General features: G+C 60.5%; 14 protein-coding genes, 1 pseudogene and 1 riboswitch. Of the genes and pseudogenes, 13 read left to right on the top strand and 2 right to left on the bottom strand.

Annotated features, from left to right (window positions below; all coding sequences use genetic code 11):
* Nucleotides 1–93 precede the first annotated feature (93 nt).
* Nucleotides 94–1,227, top strand: coding sequence for an iron-containing alcohol dehydrogenase (locus HB780_RS08270; RefSeq protein ID WP_183689534.1), 1,134 nt, complete (start codon nt 94–96; stop codon nt 1,225–1,227).
* A gap of 27 nt (nt 1,228–1,254) precedes the next feature.
* Nucleotides 1,255–2,244, top strand: coding sequence for a 4-hydroxythreonine-4-phosphate dehydrogenase PdxA (pdxA, locus tag HB780_RS08265; RefSeq protein ID WP_183689533.1), 990 nt, complete (start codon nt 1,255–1,257; stop codon nt 2,242–2,244).
* Nucleotides 2,245–2,257: 13 nt separating this feature from the next.
* Here the strand turns inward: pdxA and HB780_RS08260 are convergent, their stop codons facing one another.
* On the bottom strand, nt 2,258–3,175 hold the full coding sequence (locus HB780_RS08260; RefSeq protein WP_183689532.1) for a LysR family transcriptional regulator: 918 nt from the start codon (nt 3,173–3,175) through the stop codon (nt 2,258–2,260).
* Nucleotides 3,176–3,271: 96 nt separating this feature from the next.
* On the opposite strand from HB780_RS08260, the gene hglS reads away from it, so the two are divergent.
* From hglS to HB780_RS08225, 7 genes and pseudogenes are all read left to right on the top strand, one after another.
* Nucleotides 3,272–4,675 (top strand): 2-oxoadipate dioxygenase/decarboxylase HglS, encoded by a 1,404-nt coding sequence (gene hglS, locus HB780_RS08255; RefSeq protein WP_183689531.1) that lies wholly within the window; start codon nt 3,272–3,274, stop codon nt 4,673–4,675.
* A gap of 112 nt (nt 4,676–4,787) precedes the next feature.
* Nucleotides 4,788–5,681: a LysR family transcriptional regulator gene (locus HB780_RS08250; protein ID WP_183689530.1), complete on the top strand. Its 894-nt coding sequence runs from the start codon at nt 4,788–4,790 to the stop codon at nt 5,679–5,681.
* Between the two features lie 125 nt (nt 5,682–5,806).
* Complete coding sequence (locus HB780_RS08245; RefSeq protein WP_183689529.1) at nt 5,807–7,696, top strand: bifunctional sugar phosphate isomerase/epimerase/4-hydroxyphenylpyruvate dioxygenase family protein; 1,890 nt, start codon at nt 5,807–5,809, stop codon at nt 7,694–7,696.
* A gap of 295 nt (nt 7,697–7,991) precedes the next feature.
* Nucleotides 7,992–8,225: riboswitch (cobalamin riboswitch) on the top strand.
* Nucleotides 8,226–8,409: 184 nt separating this feature from the next.
* Nucleotides 8,410–9,441, top strand: a complete 1,032-nt coding sequence (locus HB780_RS08240; protein ID WP_183689651.1) for an ABC transporter substrate-binding protein — start codon at nt 8,410–8,412, stop codon at nt 9,439–9,441.
* Nucleotides 9,438–10,467 (top strand): annotated as a pseudogene (locus HB780_RS08235) (FecCD family ABC transporter permease). The gene HB780_RS08240 and the pseudogene HB780_RS08235 overlap by 4 nt, the downstream one beginning before the upstream one ends.
* Nucleotides 10,464–11,294 carry an ABC transporter ATP-binding protein gene (locus HB780_RS08230; protein WP_183689528.1) on the top strand — a complete coding sequence of 277 codons (831 nt, stop codon included), beginning with the start codon at nt 10,464–10,466 and terminating at the stop codon, nt 11,292–11,294. The pseudogene HB780_RS08235 and the gene HB780_RS08230 overlap by 4 nt, the downstream one beginning before the upstream one ends.
* 2 nt (nt 11,295–11,296) lie before the next feature.
* On the top strand, nt 11,297–12,130 hold the full coding sequence (locus HB780_RS08225; RefSeq protein WP_286203012.1) for a class I SAM-dependent methyltransferase: 834 nt from the start codon (nt 11,297–11,299) through the stop codon (nt 12,128–12,130).
* Here the strand turns inward: HB780_RS08225 and HB780_RS08220 are convergent.
* The gene (locus HB780_RS08220) at nt 12,121–13,449 is read right to left on the bottom strand and encodes an aminotransferase-like domain-containing protein (protein WP_183689527.1); all 1,329 of its coding nucleotides are present in this window, start codon (nt 13,447–13,449) and stop codon (nt 12,121–12,123) included. The genes HB780_RS08225 and HB780_RS08220 overlap by 10 nt on opposite strands.
* A 100-nt stretch (nt 13,450–13,549) precedes the next feature.
* Here HB780_RS08220 and HB780_RS08215 point away from each other — a divergent pair, with 100 nt between their 5' ends.
* From HB780_RS08215 to HB780_RS08200, 4 genes are read left to right on the top strand one after another with little or no spacing between them, the layout of a single operon-like run.
* Nucleotides 13,550–14,536: a substrate-binding domain-containing protein gene (locus HB780_RS08215; RefSeq protein WP_183689526.1), complete on the top strand. Its 987-nt coding sequence runs from the start codon at nt 13,550–13,552 to the stop codon at nt 14,534–14,536.
* Between the two features lie 36 nt (nt 14,537–14,572).
* Entirely contained in the window at nt 14,573–15,463 is an 891-nt protein-coding gene (locus HB780_RS08210; RefSeq protein ID WP_183689525.1) for an ABC transporter substrate-binding protein, read from the top strand.
* On the top strand, nt 15,460–16,419 hold the full coding sequence (locus tag HB780_RS08205; RefSeq protein ID WP_183689524.1) for an amino acid ABC transporter permease: 960 nt from the start codon (nt 15,460–15,462) through the stop codon (nt 16,417–16,419). The genes HB780_RS08210 and HB780_RS08205 overlap by 4 nt, the downstream gene beginning before the upstream one ends.
* Complete coding sequence (locus tag HB780_RS08200) at nt 16,416–17,195, top strand: amino acid ABC transporter ATP-binding protein (RefSeq protein WP_183689523.1); 780 nt, start codon at nt 16,416–16,418, stop codon at nt 17,193–17,195. The genes HB780_RS08205 and HB780_RS08200 overlap by 4 nt, the downstream gene beginning before the upstream one ends.
* The last annotated feature ends 31 nt before the right edge of the window (nt 17,196–17,226 follow it).

The raw sequence follows: 17,226 nt of genomic DNA, 5'->3' as shown, positions 1-17,226 counted from the left end.
AGCGGGTGCTTGCCAAGTAAAGCCGTATTGTATAACAAATTTACATCTACGCGACAGCTGGATGCCGAGGCATCCACAGGGAGGAGCAGTCCGGTGGTCAGCTTGGATTCGCCTATAACAATCGTCCGGCCGCATCTGATCGAGTTCGGTGTGGGGACGGCGGAGCGCCTTGGCAAATGGGCGAGCGAAAAAGGCTATGGCCGCATTCTCGTTATCTCCGATGCGTTCAATGCGCAGCGCGTCGATGTTCTCGCTTTGCAAGGCGACGTCACCATCTTTGCCGATGTGACGCCGGAGCCGGACACCGCCAATCTCGACAAGGTACTTGCTGCGGCAAATGCGGCCGATGCCGATCTCGTGGTGGGTTTCGGTGGCGGTAGCGCCATGGATCTCGCCAAGCTCGCCGCTGTTCTCGCTGGCTCGTCGCAGACCCTGCAGGAGGTTGTTGGTCCGAACAAGGTTAAAGGCCCGCGCCGTGTCGCGCTGGCGCAGGTGCCGACGACCTCCGGCACCGGCAGCGAGGCCGGCATTCGTGCGCTGGTCACAGACCCCAACACCAAGGCCAAGCTCGCTGTCGAGAGCCTGCATATGCTGGCTGATATCGCCGTCATCGATCCGGCTCTGACCTTTACGGTTCCGGCGCGCATCACCGCGGCGACCGGCGTCGATGCCATGGCCCATTGCGTCGAGGCCTTCACCAATCGCAAGGCGCATCCGATGGTCGATCTCTACGCGATCGAGGGAACCCGGCTCGTCGGCAAATATCTGGCGCGGGCGGTCAAGGATGGTTCCGATGCCGAGGCGCGCGCCGGCCTGTCGCTGGCATCCCTCTACGGCGGCTTCTGCCTAGGTCCGGTCAATACCGCCGGCGGTCATGCGCTGGCCTATCCGCTCGGCACGCGCTGGCATGTCGCCCATGGGGCGGCGAATGCGCTGATCTTTCCGCATGTGTTCGCCTTCAATACGCCGTCCGTTCCGGAGAAGACGAAGGTGGTCATGGATGCGCTCGGTCGCGGGGCTTCGGACAGCATTCAGTCGGTCTTTGATGCCGCCTATGCCTTCTGCGCCGAGCTTGGCATAGACATGACGCTCTCTGGCCTCGGCGTCCCGAAAGATGATCTCGATGCCATGGCGGATGATGCCTTTGCCATCCGTCGGCTGCTCGATAATAATCCGCGTGATCTGTCGCGCGCCGATATTCGCGCGATCTACGAAGCCGCTTTCTGAGCGCGCCGCCGAAAGGGAATGGGACTGATGGACAGGAATGCGAAAGTCGCGGTGACCTTGGGCGATCCCGCAGGCGTCGGCCCGGAAGTGATCGTCAAGGCGCTGGCGGCGATGCCGGAGGAAGAACGCCGCGATTTCGTGATCGTCGGCAATATCGAAGCGCTTGAGCGCGCCGATCGCGTTGCTGCGACAGGGCTGGTGTTTGCGCCCGCCGATATCGCGGGCCCAGGCCGGATCGCTGTTGATGAGGTGGAGCTCGGCGCGCCTTTGCCCGAAATCGGCAAGGTCAGTCCGGTCGCCGGCGACGCCTCGGTGCGCTATATCAGCCGTGCCGTCGATCTCGCCATGTCGGGCGCGGCCGACGTCATCGTCACGGCACCGATCAACAAGGAAGCGATGAACCTCGCCGGCCATCATTTCGACGGCCACACAGGCTTGCTGGCGCATCTGACGGGTTCGAAAAGCTCGTTCATGCTGCTGGCCTCGGAGCGGCTGAACACCATTCATGTCTCGACGCACGTCTCTCTCAAGGGCGCAATCGAGCGGGCGAGAACGGAGCGCGTGTTGGCGACCATCGAGGCCGGGCACAATCACTTCCTGCGGCTCGGCAAGACGGCGCGCATCGCCGTTGCCGGCCTCAATCCGCATTGCGGCGAAAACGGCCTGTTCGGAACCGAGGACATTGAGTTTTTGGCGCCGGCCGTCGAGCGGGCGAGGGCGAAGGGGATCGATGTCGTAGGTCCGATTTCGGCCGATACGGTATTTGCCCGCGCCTATAATGGCGCTTTCGACCTCGTTATCGCGCAGTATCATGATCAGGGCCATATCCCGATCAAGCTCGTCGCCTTCGAGACCGCCGTCAACGTATCGTTGGGCCTGCCGATCGATCGCGTATCTGTCGATCATGGCACGGCGTTTGACATAGCCGGAACCGGCAAGGCCAATCATGTGAATATGCTTTCGGCGATTGCCTATGCCCGGCTGATGGCCCGCTCGCCGCGCCGCAAGGCTGTTTGATCGGGAGTTCTGCTCAACCAGTAAGCGCTTCTGTAGCAGTGTTGGCTTGGCTGATCAGCCAATCCTTGAAGGCGTTCGCCACTCCATTGCTCTGGCGGCCTTCGGGCAGCACAACGTAGTAGCTGAATTCGGTGGCCATCGGCAGATCGAAGACCGGCACTAGCGCGTCCGCGCGAACCTCTTCCTCAATCAGGTGGGAGGGAAGGAGTGCGACCCCTATGTCGGCGAGTGCCGCGCCGATGATCATCGAAAACTGGTCGAAGCGGTTACCGCGAAAGCCGTTGTCTGGCGTCACCCCATTGGCTTCAAGCCATTGCGACCAGAGACGCGGGCGAGTGGTAAGATGGAGCAGCGGCGCATCGGCAAGATCCGCCGGGGTTTGCGCTTGCAATTTTTCGACCACTTTCCGGCTTGCGACGGGCAGTACGAGTTCGCTGTAGAGGAAGGTCGATGTCGCCTTCGCCCAACTCGGTTGGCCATAATGGATGGCGAGGTCGAAATCCTCCTGATCGAAATCGAAGGGTTCTGAGCGCGAACCCACCGTCAATGCCAGCGAGGGATGGCTGGTCAGGAAATCGGGCAAGCGCGGCATAAGCCAGCGCGCGCCGAAGGTCGGAAGCGTTGCGATGTTGAGCGACTCGTCCTTGTCCGCCGAGGCGACTGCCCGCATCATCAGCTGTTCCGACTGAGCAAGCAGGCGCCGCACCTCGGATAGCAGGCGTTTTCCTGGCTCGGAAAGAATGACGCGTCGGCGTACGCGCTCGAAGAGCAGCAGGCCGGTTTGCTCTTCCAGCGCATGGATCTGCCGGCTGACGGCACTTTGAGTGAGGTTCAGTTCTTCGGCCGCCCGGGTGAAATTGCCATGCCGTGCGGCACATTCGAAAGCCTGAAGATTGGCGATGTCCGGAACCAGGCTGCGGCGCATGTTCATTCCTATAACGCATCAATTTAGCTCAAAATGTCATGAGACAACCTTTCCAACAAGCAATATTGTGCGGAAAAGGAATGAACTCGCTCGCAAGAAAGAATGTCCGTGACCGCGCCATATGTTTCCCCCGATGAAATCCGCCACGCATTTTCCGCTGCCATGTCGGACATGTATCGCAAGGAAGTGCCAGCCTATGGCACGCTGATGGAGCTGGTGTCGGAGGTCAATGCGGAAACGCTGGCCGCAAACCCGGCGCTTCAGGGACGCCTCGACGAAACGGACTCGCTGGCGCGGATCTCCGAGGAGCGGCATGGCGCCATCCGCCTCGGCACTGCCGCCGAGCTTGCCATGATGCGGCGGATTTTCGCTGTGATGGGCATGTATCCGGTCGGCTATTATGATTTGTCGACCGCGGGCGTGCCGGTGCATTCGACCGCCTTTCGCCCCGTTGGCGAGGCCGCCCTCAAGCGCAACCCCTTCCGTGTCTTCACATCGCTTCTCCGGCTTGATCTGATCGCGGACGAGACGCTGCGCGCCGAGGCCGAGGCTGTCCTTGCCAGCCGGCGGATTTTCACGGAAGGCGCGATCGCGCTTGCCGAAAAAGCCGAGAAGGACGGGGGCCTCGTCACGAACGATGCCGACAGGTTCGTTTCCGAAGTTCTCGAAACCTTCCGTTGGCATGACCGCGCCAATGTCAGCCCCGAGCTTTATCATCGCCTGCACGATGCTCACCGCCTGATCGCCGACGTCGTCTCCTTCAAGGGGCCGCATATCAATCACCTGACGCCACGCACGCTTGACATCGATCGCGTCCAGGCCCGCATGCCGGCGCATGGCATCGTGCCGAAGGCGGTGGTCGAGGGGCCGCCGACCCGCGAATGCCCGATCCTGTTGCGCCAGACCTCGTTCAAGGCTCTCGAAGAGCCGGTGTCTTTTCGCGCGGAGGATGGTTCCTGGCAGGCCGGTTCGCACACTGCCCGCTTCGGCGAGATCGAGCAGCGCGGCATCGCGCTGACCCCCAAGGGCCGCGCGCTCTATGACGCGCTCCTCACCGATTCCCGTGGGATCGTTCGGCCGGCTGCCGATGGTTCGAATGTCAGGGAATATGAGGCGGCACTCGCCAAGGCCTTCGAGAGATTCCCGGACAATTGGGTGGAGATCCGCGCCCAAGAGCTCGGCTATTTCAGCTATTCGCTGACGGAAAAGGGTCGTGAGGCAGGCGGCCGGACGGGTAATGGTCTTGAACGCTGGATCGCCGATGGTTTGGTACAGTTCGATCCTATCGTCTACGAGGACTTCCTGCCGGTGAGTGCGGCGGGTATCTTCCAGTCGAATCTCGGTGACGACGCGCAACATGAATTTGCCGCCAGCCCCAATCAGCTGCATTTCGAGGCGGATCTCGGGGCGAGCGTGCTCAATGAATTCGATCACTATGCCGGTATCGAACAGGCCTCGATCGAAGCATGCCGCCGGGTGCTGAATTGGACGGAGGCTGCGGAATAGGGGAAAGCGGCATCGCGGAGCTGTTAGAGCTGCGCGAAACCATTGATTTAACGGAATGCCCATAGGATCGTGCCGGAAATCTCAGTGTCTGACTCGGGAGAAGACCGCGACGATGTTGACGCTCCGCCAGATCGAAGTGATCCGCGCGATCATGATTACCGGCACCATTGCCGGTGCGGCCAACCTGCTTGGTGTCTCTGCTCCCGGCATCAGCCGGTCGATGAAATACACTGAGGATTCGCTGAATGTGCGCCTCTTCAACCGCAGCCATGGGCGCTATGTGCCGACGCCCGAGGCGCGGCATATTTTCGGTCTTCTCGACACCGTCTACCGCCAAGTTGAGGATCTCCAGTTCGCGGTCGAACGGCTCGGCAAGGGAGGCAACCGGCTTCTCAGCGTCGGCTCGGTTCCGAGCATCGCCAATGTCATGGTGCCGAAATCGATTGCCGGTATTCGGCATCGTTATCCGGAGCTCGATGTCGACATCAATATCCTGAGGATGGAGGAGGCCATCGACTATCTCCTTGTCGGGCGAGGCGAGGTGGTGGCGATCAGCTCGTTCATCGAGCATGCGATCGTCCATTTTGCGCCGCTGGCGACCGGACGGCTGCTCTGTGTCGTGCCGGAAAATAGCGAGCTGGCCAAGAAGGAGAGCATTTCTCCCGAGGAGATCGTCAAGCATACGCTGATCGGGATAGATCCGAACGATCCGTATGGGCGCGTGATGACTGAAATTTTCCGACGCCGTGACTTGAACTACAAGATGAAGATCAAGGCTCGGTTCGGCACGACTGTTTGCGCGCTCGTGGCGGAGGAATTGGGCATTGCCATCATCGATCAGTTCACGGTCGCTGGCGGTAGCGTGCGCGGAGTCAAATGCCTTGAGATCGAGGCCGATACCACCTTTCGGACCTATGCCGCATACCGCAACGATGTCGTACTTTCCGTCTTTGCAGAAGAGTTCATCGAACTGCTGCGCACGGAGATGGCGGCGGCTGAAAATTAACATCAAGTTATGTATGTCATATATTTTGGTATTTGCAGTTATCATTGACATCGACCAATGATTGTCGACGACCGGCACGAGGCGTGCGGTATCCGCATCCAGCTCGACACGGAGGTTTGACCACAATGAAGACGTCGATTGCGACTGTATCGATCAGTGGGGAATTGCCGGAGAAGCTTGAAGCGATCGCGCGGGCGGGTTTCGACGGGGTGGAAATCTTCGAGAACGATTTCCTGGCCTTCGACGGCAGTCCGGCCGATGTCGGGCGTATGGTGCGGGACCACGGGGTGGAGATCACGCTCTTCCAGCCGTTCCGCGATTTTGAGGGCATGCCGGAGCCGCTTCGGTCTCGGACCTTCGACCGGGCGGAACGTAAGTTCGATGTCATGCAGGAACTCGGCACCGATCTTGTGCTGGTCTGCTCCAATGTCTCTCCGGCCTCGCTCGGCGGCATCGACCGGGCGGCGGCCGATTTTCATGAGCTCGGTGAGCGCGCCGCCAAACGCGGCCTGAAGGTCGGTTATGAGGCGCTGGCCTGGGGCCGGCACATCAACGACCACCGCGACGCCTGGGAGATCGTGCGCCGGGCCGATCATCCGAACATTGGCCTGATCCTCGATAGCTTTCACACACTGTCGCGCAAGATCGACATCAACTCGATCCGTTCCATTCCGAAGGACAAGATCTTCATCGTTCAGCTTGCGGATGCGCCGCTCATCGACATGGACCTGCTTTATTGGAGCCGGCATTTCCGCAATATGCCGGGCGAGGGCGATCTGCCGGTGACGGCCTTTGCGACGGCTGTCGCCGAGACCGGCTATGACGGTTATTTCTCGCTGGAGATCTTCAACGACCAGTTTCGTGGCGGCTCGTCGCGGGCGATCGCCGCAGATGGTCATCGATCCCTCATCTATCTCGGCGACCAGGCGCGCCGCAACCCCAACGCCGGCGGTCTCACCGTTGCCTCCATGCCTGATCGGGTTTCCGTCAAAGGTGTTGGTTTCGTGGAGTTTTCCGCCGACGAGGAGGACGCGGACGATCTCATCGGCATTCTGCGCACGCTGGGTTTCCGCAAGGTTGCCATGCACCGGACGAAAACGGTGAGCCTCTTTCAACAGGGTGATATCCGGATTCTCGTCAATACCGACGATGGGGGTTTTGCCAATTCCTCCTTCGCCGTGCACGGCACTTTGGCCTATGCGGTGGCACTTGTTGTTGATGACGCGGAAGCAGCTTTGGCGCGTGCCAGGGCGCTCGATGCGGAGCCGTTCAGCCAGCCAGTCGCAGAGGGCGAACTCGACGTACCGGCGATCCGTGGGGTTGGCGGCGGTCTCATCTATTTCCTCGACGATAAGACCGATCTCGGGCATTTTTCCGAGATCGACTTCATTCCCTTTGACGACAAAGCCGCAGTCCAGCCCGCTGGGCTACGCACCGTCGACCATATTGCCCAGACAGTCGCCTATGAGGAAATGCTGACCTGGTTGCTGTTCTATACGTCGATCTTCGAGACACGGAAGACGCCGATGGTCGATATCATCGATCCGGCAGGTGTCGTGCGCAGTCAGGTGGTGGAGAATGACGCTGGCACGCTGCGGATCACGCTGAACGGCGCGGAGAACCGCCGCACGCTCGCCGGTCACTTCATCGCGGAAAAGTTCGGCTCCGGCGTGCAGCACCTTGCCTTCCAGACCGACGACATATTCAAGACCGCCGAGGCGCTGAGGAAGAACGGTTTTCAGCCTCTGCCCATTTCGCCAAATTATTACGACGACGTCGAAGCTCGCTTTGGTCTCGATCCGGAACTGACCGAGCGGCTGAAGGCAGAGAACATTCTGTACGACTGTGACGAGCAAGGTGAATTCTTTCAGCTCTATAGCGGCACCTTCGGAGAGGGCTTCTTCTTCGAGATCGTTCAGCGCGGTGGTTACCGAGGGTATGGCGCCCCAAATGCCATCTTCCGCATCGCCGCACTCAAGAAGCATCTCCGGCCGGAAGGCCTGCCAAGAGAATGAATGTGATCCGTAGCCGGATTATAGTTTCCGTGCGGAGCCTTCAGCCGGCCGTCAGGCATGGCACTGCTTGATATGGCACTGCTTAATAGTGCTGGTATCTGCTAATAATTCCCAGCGTTTCACAGATTGGATCGTGCGAACTGGACAGGCGTCAGAAAGTTTGATAGCAAACGTAACGTTATTACATTACTAACTGGATCTGCCATGATAGTGAGATCGACGACGGTCGGAGGCTTTGCCGCGAGGGGTATTTTCAAGTGGGCGTCTTCACGGCTTGACGCAACCACGGACCTTGGCATAACTGGACGCGACGGTTCCCCGACGATGACTCCGAGGGGATTAATAGGGAACACGGTGCGGACGACCCAAAAGGGACCAAGACCGTGGCTGCCCCCGCAACTGTAAGCGGATTACCGTCCATCCTCGTGGCACCGAAAGGTGCCGTGCCACTGCGCCAATCGGGCGCGGGAAGGCAGATGGACGACTGATATCCGTGAGCCAGGAGACCTGCCGTCGAAGATCTATCCATTGTCACGGGCGGGGATGCCCGAAACAGGAGCAGGACATGACTATCCTTTACGCTTCGCAGCGCCTTGGTGCGCTGCCTTCCCCGAATTTTGACGATCATTCGACTGTTCGGAATGCCTGTTGGGCATTCTGACCTTCACCACCGCCCTTTCCGGGCGGCGTTCACATCACTTCGGGGAATTATGATGAAGACCATTTTCAAGCGGCCATTGCGCGCTGCCCTGTGCGCTATGTCCTTGATCGCAGCCAGCCTGCCCGGGCAGGCGGGGGCGGCGGAAACCAGCTACCCTCTCACGCTCCAGAACTGCGGCCGGCAGATCACCATCCAGAAAGCGCCGTCGCGCACGGTCTCTATCGGACAGAGCACGACTGAAATCCTCTATCGTCTGGGCCTTGCCGACAAGGTGGTCGGCACCGCGCTCTGGGTCGGGCCGGTCCTCAAGGGCTATGAAGACATCAATGCCAAGATCGAACGCCTTGCCGACAACGATCCAAGTTTCGAAAGCGTCGTCGGAAAGAAGCCGGATATCGTCACGGTTCAGTTCCAGTGGCAGGTAGGCCCCGAAGGCGTGGTCGCTAAGCCGGAACAGTTCGAGGAGCTGGGCATCCCTGTCTATACCTCGCCGTCCGATTGCGTCGGCAAGGAAAACTCCGGCTCCAGCGATGGCGTCCGTCATCAGGTCTTCACCATGGATCTCGTCTATCAGGAAATCCGTGATCTCGCGAAGATCTACAATGTGCAGGACAAAGGCGAGGAAGTGGTCGCGGATCTCAAACAGCGCGAAGCGGCAGCCCGCGCCAAGGTCGCTTCCGCACAGGGCAAGCTTTCCGCAGTCTTCTGGTTTTCCAGTGCCAAGGACGCCGATCCCTATGTGGCGGGCCGCAATGGTGCACCGGGCTACATCATGTCGGCGCTCGGCATCAAGAATATCATCGAGACCGATGATGAATGGCCGACCGTCGGCTGGGAGACCATTGCCAAGGCCAATCCAAGCATGATCGTCGCGGCTGCGATGGAGCGTCGCCGCTATCCGCTGGATAGCGCGGAGGCCAAGCGTAAATTCCTGGAAAAGGATCCTGTTGCAAGCCTGATGCCCGCCGTTAAAAGCGGCCATGTCTTCGAGATGGATGCGCAGGCGATGAACCCGACCATCCGTACGATCGAAGGCATTGAGGCGCTTGCTGACGCCATCGCTGCAGCTGGCCTGACGCAGTGAACCACGCCCTTTCATCGATCGGTCGAACGGGTACAATCGCCTTGGCGCTCGCCGTTCTCGTTGCCGCGCTCTGGTTGGGCGCGGCGATCGGCGAGACCTCGATCCCGTTTGAAACTGTCGCCAAGACCGTCGCCAATCGGCTTTGGGGTGCCGGATATCCGCTCGAGCCGATCGATGAGGGCATCGTGTGGAGCTATCGGCTGAGCCGCGCGGTCGTTGGAGCGTCTTGCGGGGCAGCACTCGCCCTGTCCGGCGTTGTGCTGCAATCGCTTCTGCGCAATCCGCTGGCCGATCCCTATATTCTCGGCATTTCCGCTGGCGCCTCCACCGGCGCCGTCGGTGTCGCGATCCTCGGTCTGGGCGCGGGCGTCCTGACGATGCCGATGGGGGCTTTCCTCGGCGCGCTCGTCGCCTTCGCGCTCGTTGCCTTGCTGGCCGTCAGGGCGGGAAGGGGGGACGGCCGCGATCATTCTTGCCGGAGTCGTGGGCTCGCAGCTCTTCAACGCGCTCACCTCCTTCATCGTCACCAAGGCAGCGACGGCCGAACAGGCGCGCGGCATCATGTTCTGGCTGCTTGGCAATCTCTCCGGCGTGCGTTGGCCGGATGCCTGGCTGGCAATTCCGGCCGCGTTGTTCGGGCTCGTCATTTGCCTCTGGCATGCGCGGTCGCTCGATGCCTTTACCTTCGGTGCGGAATCGGCGGCCTCGCTCGGAATTTCGGTGCGCCGCACCTATCTCGTGCTCGTCGGCACATCCGCCATGATGACCGCCGTGATGGTGTCGATCGTCGGCTCCATCGGCTTCGTCGGCCTGGTCATTCCGCATGCTGCGCGGATGCTGGTAGGCGTCCGCCACGGTGTACTTCTGCCGGCAGCAGCCCTGATCGGTGCCATCTTCATGATCGCGGCCGACATCCTGTCGCGCACCCTGATCCACGGCCAGGTCCTGCCGATCGGGGTGATCACCGCTCTTGTCGGCGCGCCCGCTTTCGCCTTGATTTTGAGCCAGAAAAGGGCGCGCGCATGACCCTGTCGGCAAGGAATGTTTCGTGGAATGCCGGTGGGCAAGCTATCGTTCGGGACATATCGCTGGATGTCCGCACAGGCGAGTTTCTTGGGATCATCGGGCCGAACGGTTCGGGCAAGACCAGCCTGATGATGATGCTCTCCGGTATCCGCAAGCCAAAGACCGGGGAGATTTTTGTGGACGGCACGCCGATCCGCGCTCTCGGTCGGCGCGAACTCTCCCGGCGTCTGGCCCTGGTGGAACAACAGGCCGAGACCGGCGAGCGGATCACGGCCAGACAGGCCGTTGAACTCGGCCGCACGCCCTATCTGGGCGCGCTATCGCCCTGGTCGGCGACGGATGACGCGATCGTCGAGGCCGCCCTTGCCAATGTCGACATGCTCCATCTTTCCGGCCGGCTGTGGCACACGCTTTCGGGCGGCGAGCGCCAACGGCTGCATATCGGCCGTGCGCTTGCGCAGCAGCCGAAAATCCTGCTTCTTGATGAGCCAACGAACCATCTCGACATCGGACACCAGATCGGCTTGCTGGATCTCGTGCGCCGTCAGGATCTGACCGTGGTCGCGGCCCTGCATGATCTCAATCACGCCGCCATGTTCTGCGATCGCCTTGCTGTCATGAACAGTGGACGGTTGGTGGCACTCGGGACGCCGCGTGAGGTGCTGACGGGCGAATGCATCCGCGATGTGTTCGGCGTGGATGTCGAGGTGGAGCACGATAGCGACGGCGGTTGCTTCATCCGCTATCGGGCGACAGCGGTTCCGTGCGGGCCATTGCGGATCATCGATGACGCTGAGCTCAAAGGAATCAAGGCCAAGGCGTCGTAAACATGCAGGGCCGTAATTATCATCTCAAGGAAGATATCCGCGAATACTGGTCGGAGCGGTCGAAAACCTTCGATCTTGCTTTCGGCCATCGCATTCCCCCTGGGCCGGAACTGACTGCCTGGGCTGCGGCGGTTGAACGTGGCCTTGGCAGCAAACCGCTGAAGGTGCTGGAGCTTGCTTGCGGCACCGGCGAGGTGACCAACGTGCTGCTTTCTCTCGGACATCAGGTGACGGCGCTTGATTTCTCCGAAGCGATGCTTGCGGTTGCTCGCCATAAACATGCCACGCGGGAAGGTGTGCGCTTCATCCTAGCTGATGCGGAGCAGACTATGGAGCCGGATGGTCGCTATGATGCGGTCGTCTGCCGCCATCTCGTCTGGACGCTGACGACGCCGGATCAGGCATTGGCGGACTGGTATCGCGTTTTGAAGCCGGGCGGAAAACTGCTGATCTTCGACGGTGATTGGGCAAAACCCACGTCTATCGGAAAGCTCGCCTCTTTCGCCATCGGCTTGATCGACCGCGTGGCCGGGATCGATCCGCATTACGATGGTGCGATGAGCGACCGGCATCAGAGCATCATGGGACGGCTGCCGTTTGGCGCCGGCCTCACCGTGGAAAGGCTTGCGCCACTGATCGAAGCCGCAGGTTTCGAGAGTATAGAGATCGGCTCCCATCAGTCGATCGCCGCTGCCCAGCGGCAGACCGCCGATCTGAGGAACCGGTTGCGGACCCTGCTTTATCGGCGTTTCGTTCTTTGTTGCAAGCGGCCTCATGAAGTATCCGATGTGCAAAATAGCGATGCTAAGCGCACTGATAAATTGCCTCAGTCATAAACAGCGGACAGCGCAATCGAGTTTGCAACCTCCTCGCAGCGGTCTGTGAGGGTGGCGGTCGCGACCCGCAGATGATTGCTCGGCAGGTTGGAGAATTTCGCGCCGGGATGAACGGCAATGCCGCGCGCAGCCAAGGTTACCATTGCGAAGGGTTCGGAGGAGACGGGAATCCAGGCGCAAAGACCGTGTCCATGCACCGCATCGATGCCCTTGTCCCGGAGCGCGTCGATGAGATTGTCGCGTCGGGTCTGATAGATGGCGCGTGCGTGCTGCAGCGTATCCTGCGTTGCCTCGTCACGTAGCAGCCAGGCGGTCGCGGCTTGCAGGATGCGGCTCGTCCAGCCGGCGCTGAAGCTTCGGTAGGACTGGATCTGCTCGACGATTGCCCGCGAGCTTGAGAGTACGGCGAGACGCAAATCCGGCCCATGCGTCTTCGAAAACGAGAATATGTGGATTACCCGTTCGGGAAAACGGTGCCCGAGCGAATGGCGCGGTGCGGCGGAGATGTCGCCCATGCCGTCATCCTCGACGATCAGCGTATCGGTGTCTCTGAGGATGTTCTCCAGAGCGTCCATGCGCTGCCGGCTGACGGTCTGACCGGTGACTGAATGCAGGCGCGGCTGGAAGATGAAGGCTACAGGCCGATGTTCCATCGCCGCTTGTAATGATGAAGGCAGGGGCCCCTCGGCATCGCATTGTACCGGGATGATGCGCGCGCCGCGATCTTCGAAAATGTCCAGAAGGCGCATGCCTGTCGGGTCTTCGATCGCGACCGTTTCTCCCGGCGCGATCAGAGCGTGCGCCAGCGTATAGACGGCGTTGTAGCCGCCATTCGTCGCGAGAAACGCCTCAGGCTCATAGGGCCAGGTCTTGCGCATCGCCGCTTCCAGCTCCGGCAGGATGCGGTTGCGCTCATAGCTGTTGAGGTTTTCCGCCGAGGCGCCGTAGGCCATTGCCTCCGCCAGCTTCGGGAGCAGCCTGACGTCCGGTACGGCAGCGGTGAGGTCGAGGACATCCTCGCCGTAATGTCCGTTGCTTGCCAGTCGTGCTGGTTTGGCAACGAAGCGATCGCCGCTGACCCAGGTGCCGTTGCGACCCCGTCCGCTGATGATCTTCTGGCGCCTGAGTTCGCTCCAGGCTTCCGAGATGGTGGCGGGGCTGATGCCGAGCGCGAAGGCGAGATCGCGGATGGGTGGCAGCTTCGTGCCGACCGGCAGGGCGCCTGCTCGGATCAAGGCACTGGTTCCAATGGCGATTCCCCGAATGGTTCTGTCGCTCAATTTTTCGGCAAACCAGCCTGCGGTTTTGTCTTCGCTCATTTTCGCGCCATATTTAATGTTCAATAACGTAATAACATTTGATCAGCTTAATTTGAACATTTATTCACTTCGAAAACAAGATTTCAGCGAGTGAATGTCCATGCCTCTGACTCTCCGCCTTGCCCTTCGTGACTGGGACTACATGACGCCGCTCGTCCTCGGCGACGTCTCCTCTCCAAAGCTCGACATCAAGGTGGACAGGATCGGTACCCTGGTTTCGCACGTCGGAAAGAGCGATGCCTATGATGCGGCGGAAATGTCGTTCAGCCGCTATACGCAGCTTTGCATCGATGGCGACGAGAGCGTCGTGGGTATTCCGAATTTCATCATGCGCGGCTTTCGCCACCGTTGTGTCATCACGACCAAGGACAGCCCGATCACCGAGCTGGGTCATCTGGCGGGCAAGCGTATCGGCGTTACCGGCTGGCGCGATTCCGGTAATACCTGGACCCGGGCAGCACTTCGCCGCGAGGGCGTCGGTGTCGAGGATGCGATGTGGTATGCGGGCCGGCTGACCGAGGCGCATCCGATAGTCGATCGTCTCGATGGCTTCGGCCGTCCCGGCCGCATCGAGGCCGCACCCGGCGAGCGGCCCATGATCGACCTTCTGAGGGATGGCGAACTGGACGCGATTTTTACGCCATTCATGCCGGACGGCTATTTTGCAGAGGACTCGCCCTTCCGGCAGGTTCTTTCCGACTTTCGCGGTGCCGAACGTCGATATTTCGACGACGTGGGCTATGTCCCCGGCATGCATCTCATTGGCCTGAAGGCTGGCTTCGTTGCCGAGCATCCCTGGGTGATCGCTGAGCTCAGCGCGCTGATCGACGAATCCCAGCGCGTCTGGCTCAGCAAACGGCGCAAGTATGCCGAGACAACGCCCTGGATGTTCGATGAACTTCTGAAGTCGTCGGTCGAGCTGCCGCAGGGCTGGGATGCGAGCGGCTTTGCGGTCAATCGCACCATGATCCATGATTTTGCCAATGAGCTGCATGTGCAGGGTATCCTGCCCCGGCGATTGACGCCGGAGGAGCTCTTTCAGTTCGACACCGATGGCAGCCGCATCGACGCCAAGGCTGCCGGCTGACGCTTAAGGAATACAAACCAAAAAAGGGGAACGAGCATGTCGTTGAAGAAAGTAACTTACCTTGCCCTGGCAAGCCTGATGATCTCGGGCTCTGCGTTCGCGCAGGATGCCGGCCTTCCAAAGCTATCGGTGAACGAGGAGCTGCGGGCCAAGCTGCCCGAGAGCATCCGTACCGCCGGCAAGATGATTTCCGTCAACAACGGCTCGTTTCCTCCCTATGAGATCGTCACCGGCACTGAATTGACCGGCGCAAGCGCCGATCTGACCGATGCCATCGGCGAAGTGCTCGGCTTGAAGATCGCGCATGAGACGGTCGGCGGTTTGCCCGCTTTGCTCGCCGGCATCAATTCCGGCCGCTATCAGTTTGCCTTCGGCCCGGTGGGCGATTTCAAGAGCCGCGAAGAGGCGAATGATTTTGTCGACTGGGTTCAGGAATTCGTCGTTTTCTCTGTCCAGAAGGGCAATCCGAAAGGCATCACCTCGCTCGATACGGCCTGCGGCAAGCGTATCGCCGTCATGGCGGGCGGTTCCGCCGAGAGGGTCATCCAGGTCCAGGCCGAGAAGTGCAAGACCGACGGCAAGGATGCGATCGAGGTTCAGTCCTTTACCGATCAGCCCAGCTCCATCCTTGCGGTACGCTCCAAGCGGTCGGATGCCTTCTTCTCGTCGCAGGCGCCGCTCACCTATTTCGTCTCGCAGGCAAATGGCCAGCTTGAACTGACGGGCGTCGGCCAGAAGAATGGCTTCGAGGATCTCTACCAAGGCGCTGTCGTACCGAAGGGTTCGCCGCTCGGTCCAGTCCTGCGGGATGCCGTCAAGCTTCTGATGGACAATGGCGCCTATGCCGCGATCATGAAGAAGTGGGGCCTTGAGAACAATATGATCAAGGAGCCGGGTATCAACCTCGGCGGGACGTTACCGAAATGAGCACGGCGACCGACAAGATCGCATCATCAGTGGGTGATGCGAATGCCCTGGATGTGGCCAACGCCCATAGCCCTTTTCCGTTGGGCCGTCTGGCGGCCTGGGTCGTCACGCTGGCGATAGCGGCCTATTTCGCCTGGTCGGTTGCCGGCAACGAGAATTTCGGCTGGCCGGTCGTGGCGCATTATTTCTTCGATCCGACCGTCATCAGTGGCCTCTATGTGTCGCTTGGCCTGACGGTCGTTGCCATGGCGTTCGGCATCGTGCTTGGCCTGCTGCTGGCAATCGCCAGACTATCGAAGGACCGGCTGGCAAATACGCTGGCCTCCCTCTTTATCTGGTTCTTCCGGGGCACGCCGCTGCTTGTGCAGCTGATCTTCTGGTACAATCTTTCAACGCTGTTCCCGACGCTTTCGATCGGCATTCCCTTCGGCCCCACCTTCGTGAGCTGGGATACGAACTCGGTCATCAGCCCGATGACCGCGGCAATCGCCGGTTTGGCCCTGAATGAGGCGGCCTATATGGCGGAGATCATTCGCGGCGGCCTGCTCTCCGTCGACAGGGGGCAATTCGAGACTGCGGAGGCCTTCGGAATGACACGCGCCCGAGCGCTGAGCCGCATCATCATCCCGCAGGCCATGCGTTCGATCGTGCCTCCCACTGGCAATCAGCTGATCAGCATGATCAAGGCGACCTCGCTCGTCAGCGTCATCGCCATGGCGGATCTGCTCTATTCGGTCCAGTCGATCTATAATCGCACGTTCGAAGTCGTGCCGATGCTGCTGGTCGCCGTCATCTGGTATCTGCTGATCACCTCGGTGCTGAATGTCGGCCAGAGTTATATCGAGCGTTATTACGGCCGTGGTGAGCGCCGTTCCGGCGGTGCCAAGCCTGTGAAGGAAATCGCGCTGGCTGCACCGACCCCGTCCCAGATTGTAGCGCAGGAGGCAGGCCAATGAGTGCGATCGCGACCGGGGCGCCGCTTGTCCGCGCGCGCAACGTCCACAAGTCTTTCGATCATCTCGAAGTGCTGAAAGGCATCGATCTCGATGTCGCGCCGGGGGAAGTGGTGGTTATTCTCGGACCGTCCGGATCCGGAAAGTCGACATTCCTGCGTTGCATCAACCATCTGGAAGCCATCGATCGCGGATCGATCGAGGTGGATGGGGAGCAGATCGGCTATCGCTTTCGAAAGGGCCGGCTGGAGCGCCTGTCCAACCATGCGATCACCCTGCAGCGGCGCAAGATCGGTATGGTGTTCCAGCAGTTCAATCTCTATCCGCACATGACGGTGCTGCAGAACATCATCGAGGCGCCGGTCGGCATCCACGGAGAAAGCCGCGCCAAGGCGATCGAGAACGCGCGCGTCCTCCTGGAGCGGGTCGGACTTTCCGCCAAGGCCGATAATTACCCGCGCCAGCTCTCAGGCGGCCAGCAGCAGCGGGTGGCGATTGCCCGGGCGCTGGCAATCAAGCCGACGCTGATGCTCTTCGATGAGCCGACATCCGCGCTCGATCCGGAACTCGTCGGCGAGGTGCTTGCCACCATGCGGGATCTCGCCAAGCAGGGGCTGACGATGATCGTCGTCACCCATGAGATCGGCTTTGCCCGCGAAGCGGCCGACCGCGTCGTCTTCATGGATGGCGGCAAGGTCGTCGAGCAAGGCAAGCCGGACGATGTGCTCGGCAACCCTCAGCATCCACGAACCAGAAGCTTCCTGTCGCGCTTCATCTAGCGCGGCGGCTCTCGATCAGATGCAAGACCGT

Origin of the sequence: Rhizobium lusitanum, assembly GCF_014189535.1 — a bacterium.
Classification (GTDB): domain Bacteria; phylum Pseudomonadota; class Alphaproteobacteria; order Rhizobiales; family Rhizobiaceae; genus Rhizobium; species Rhizobium lusitanum_C.
Note: the sequence above shows the minus strand (reverse complement) of the source record. Positions and strands in the feature narration are given on the sequence as shown.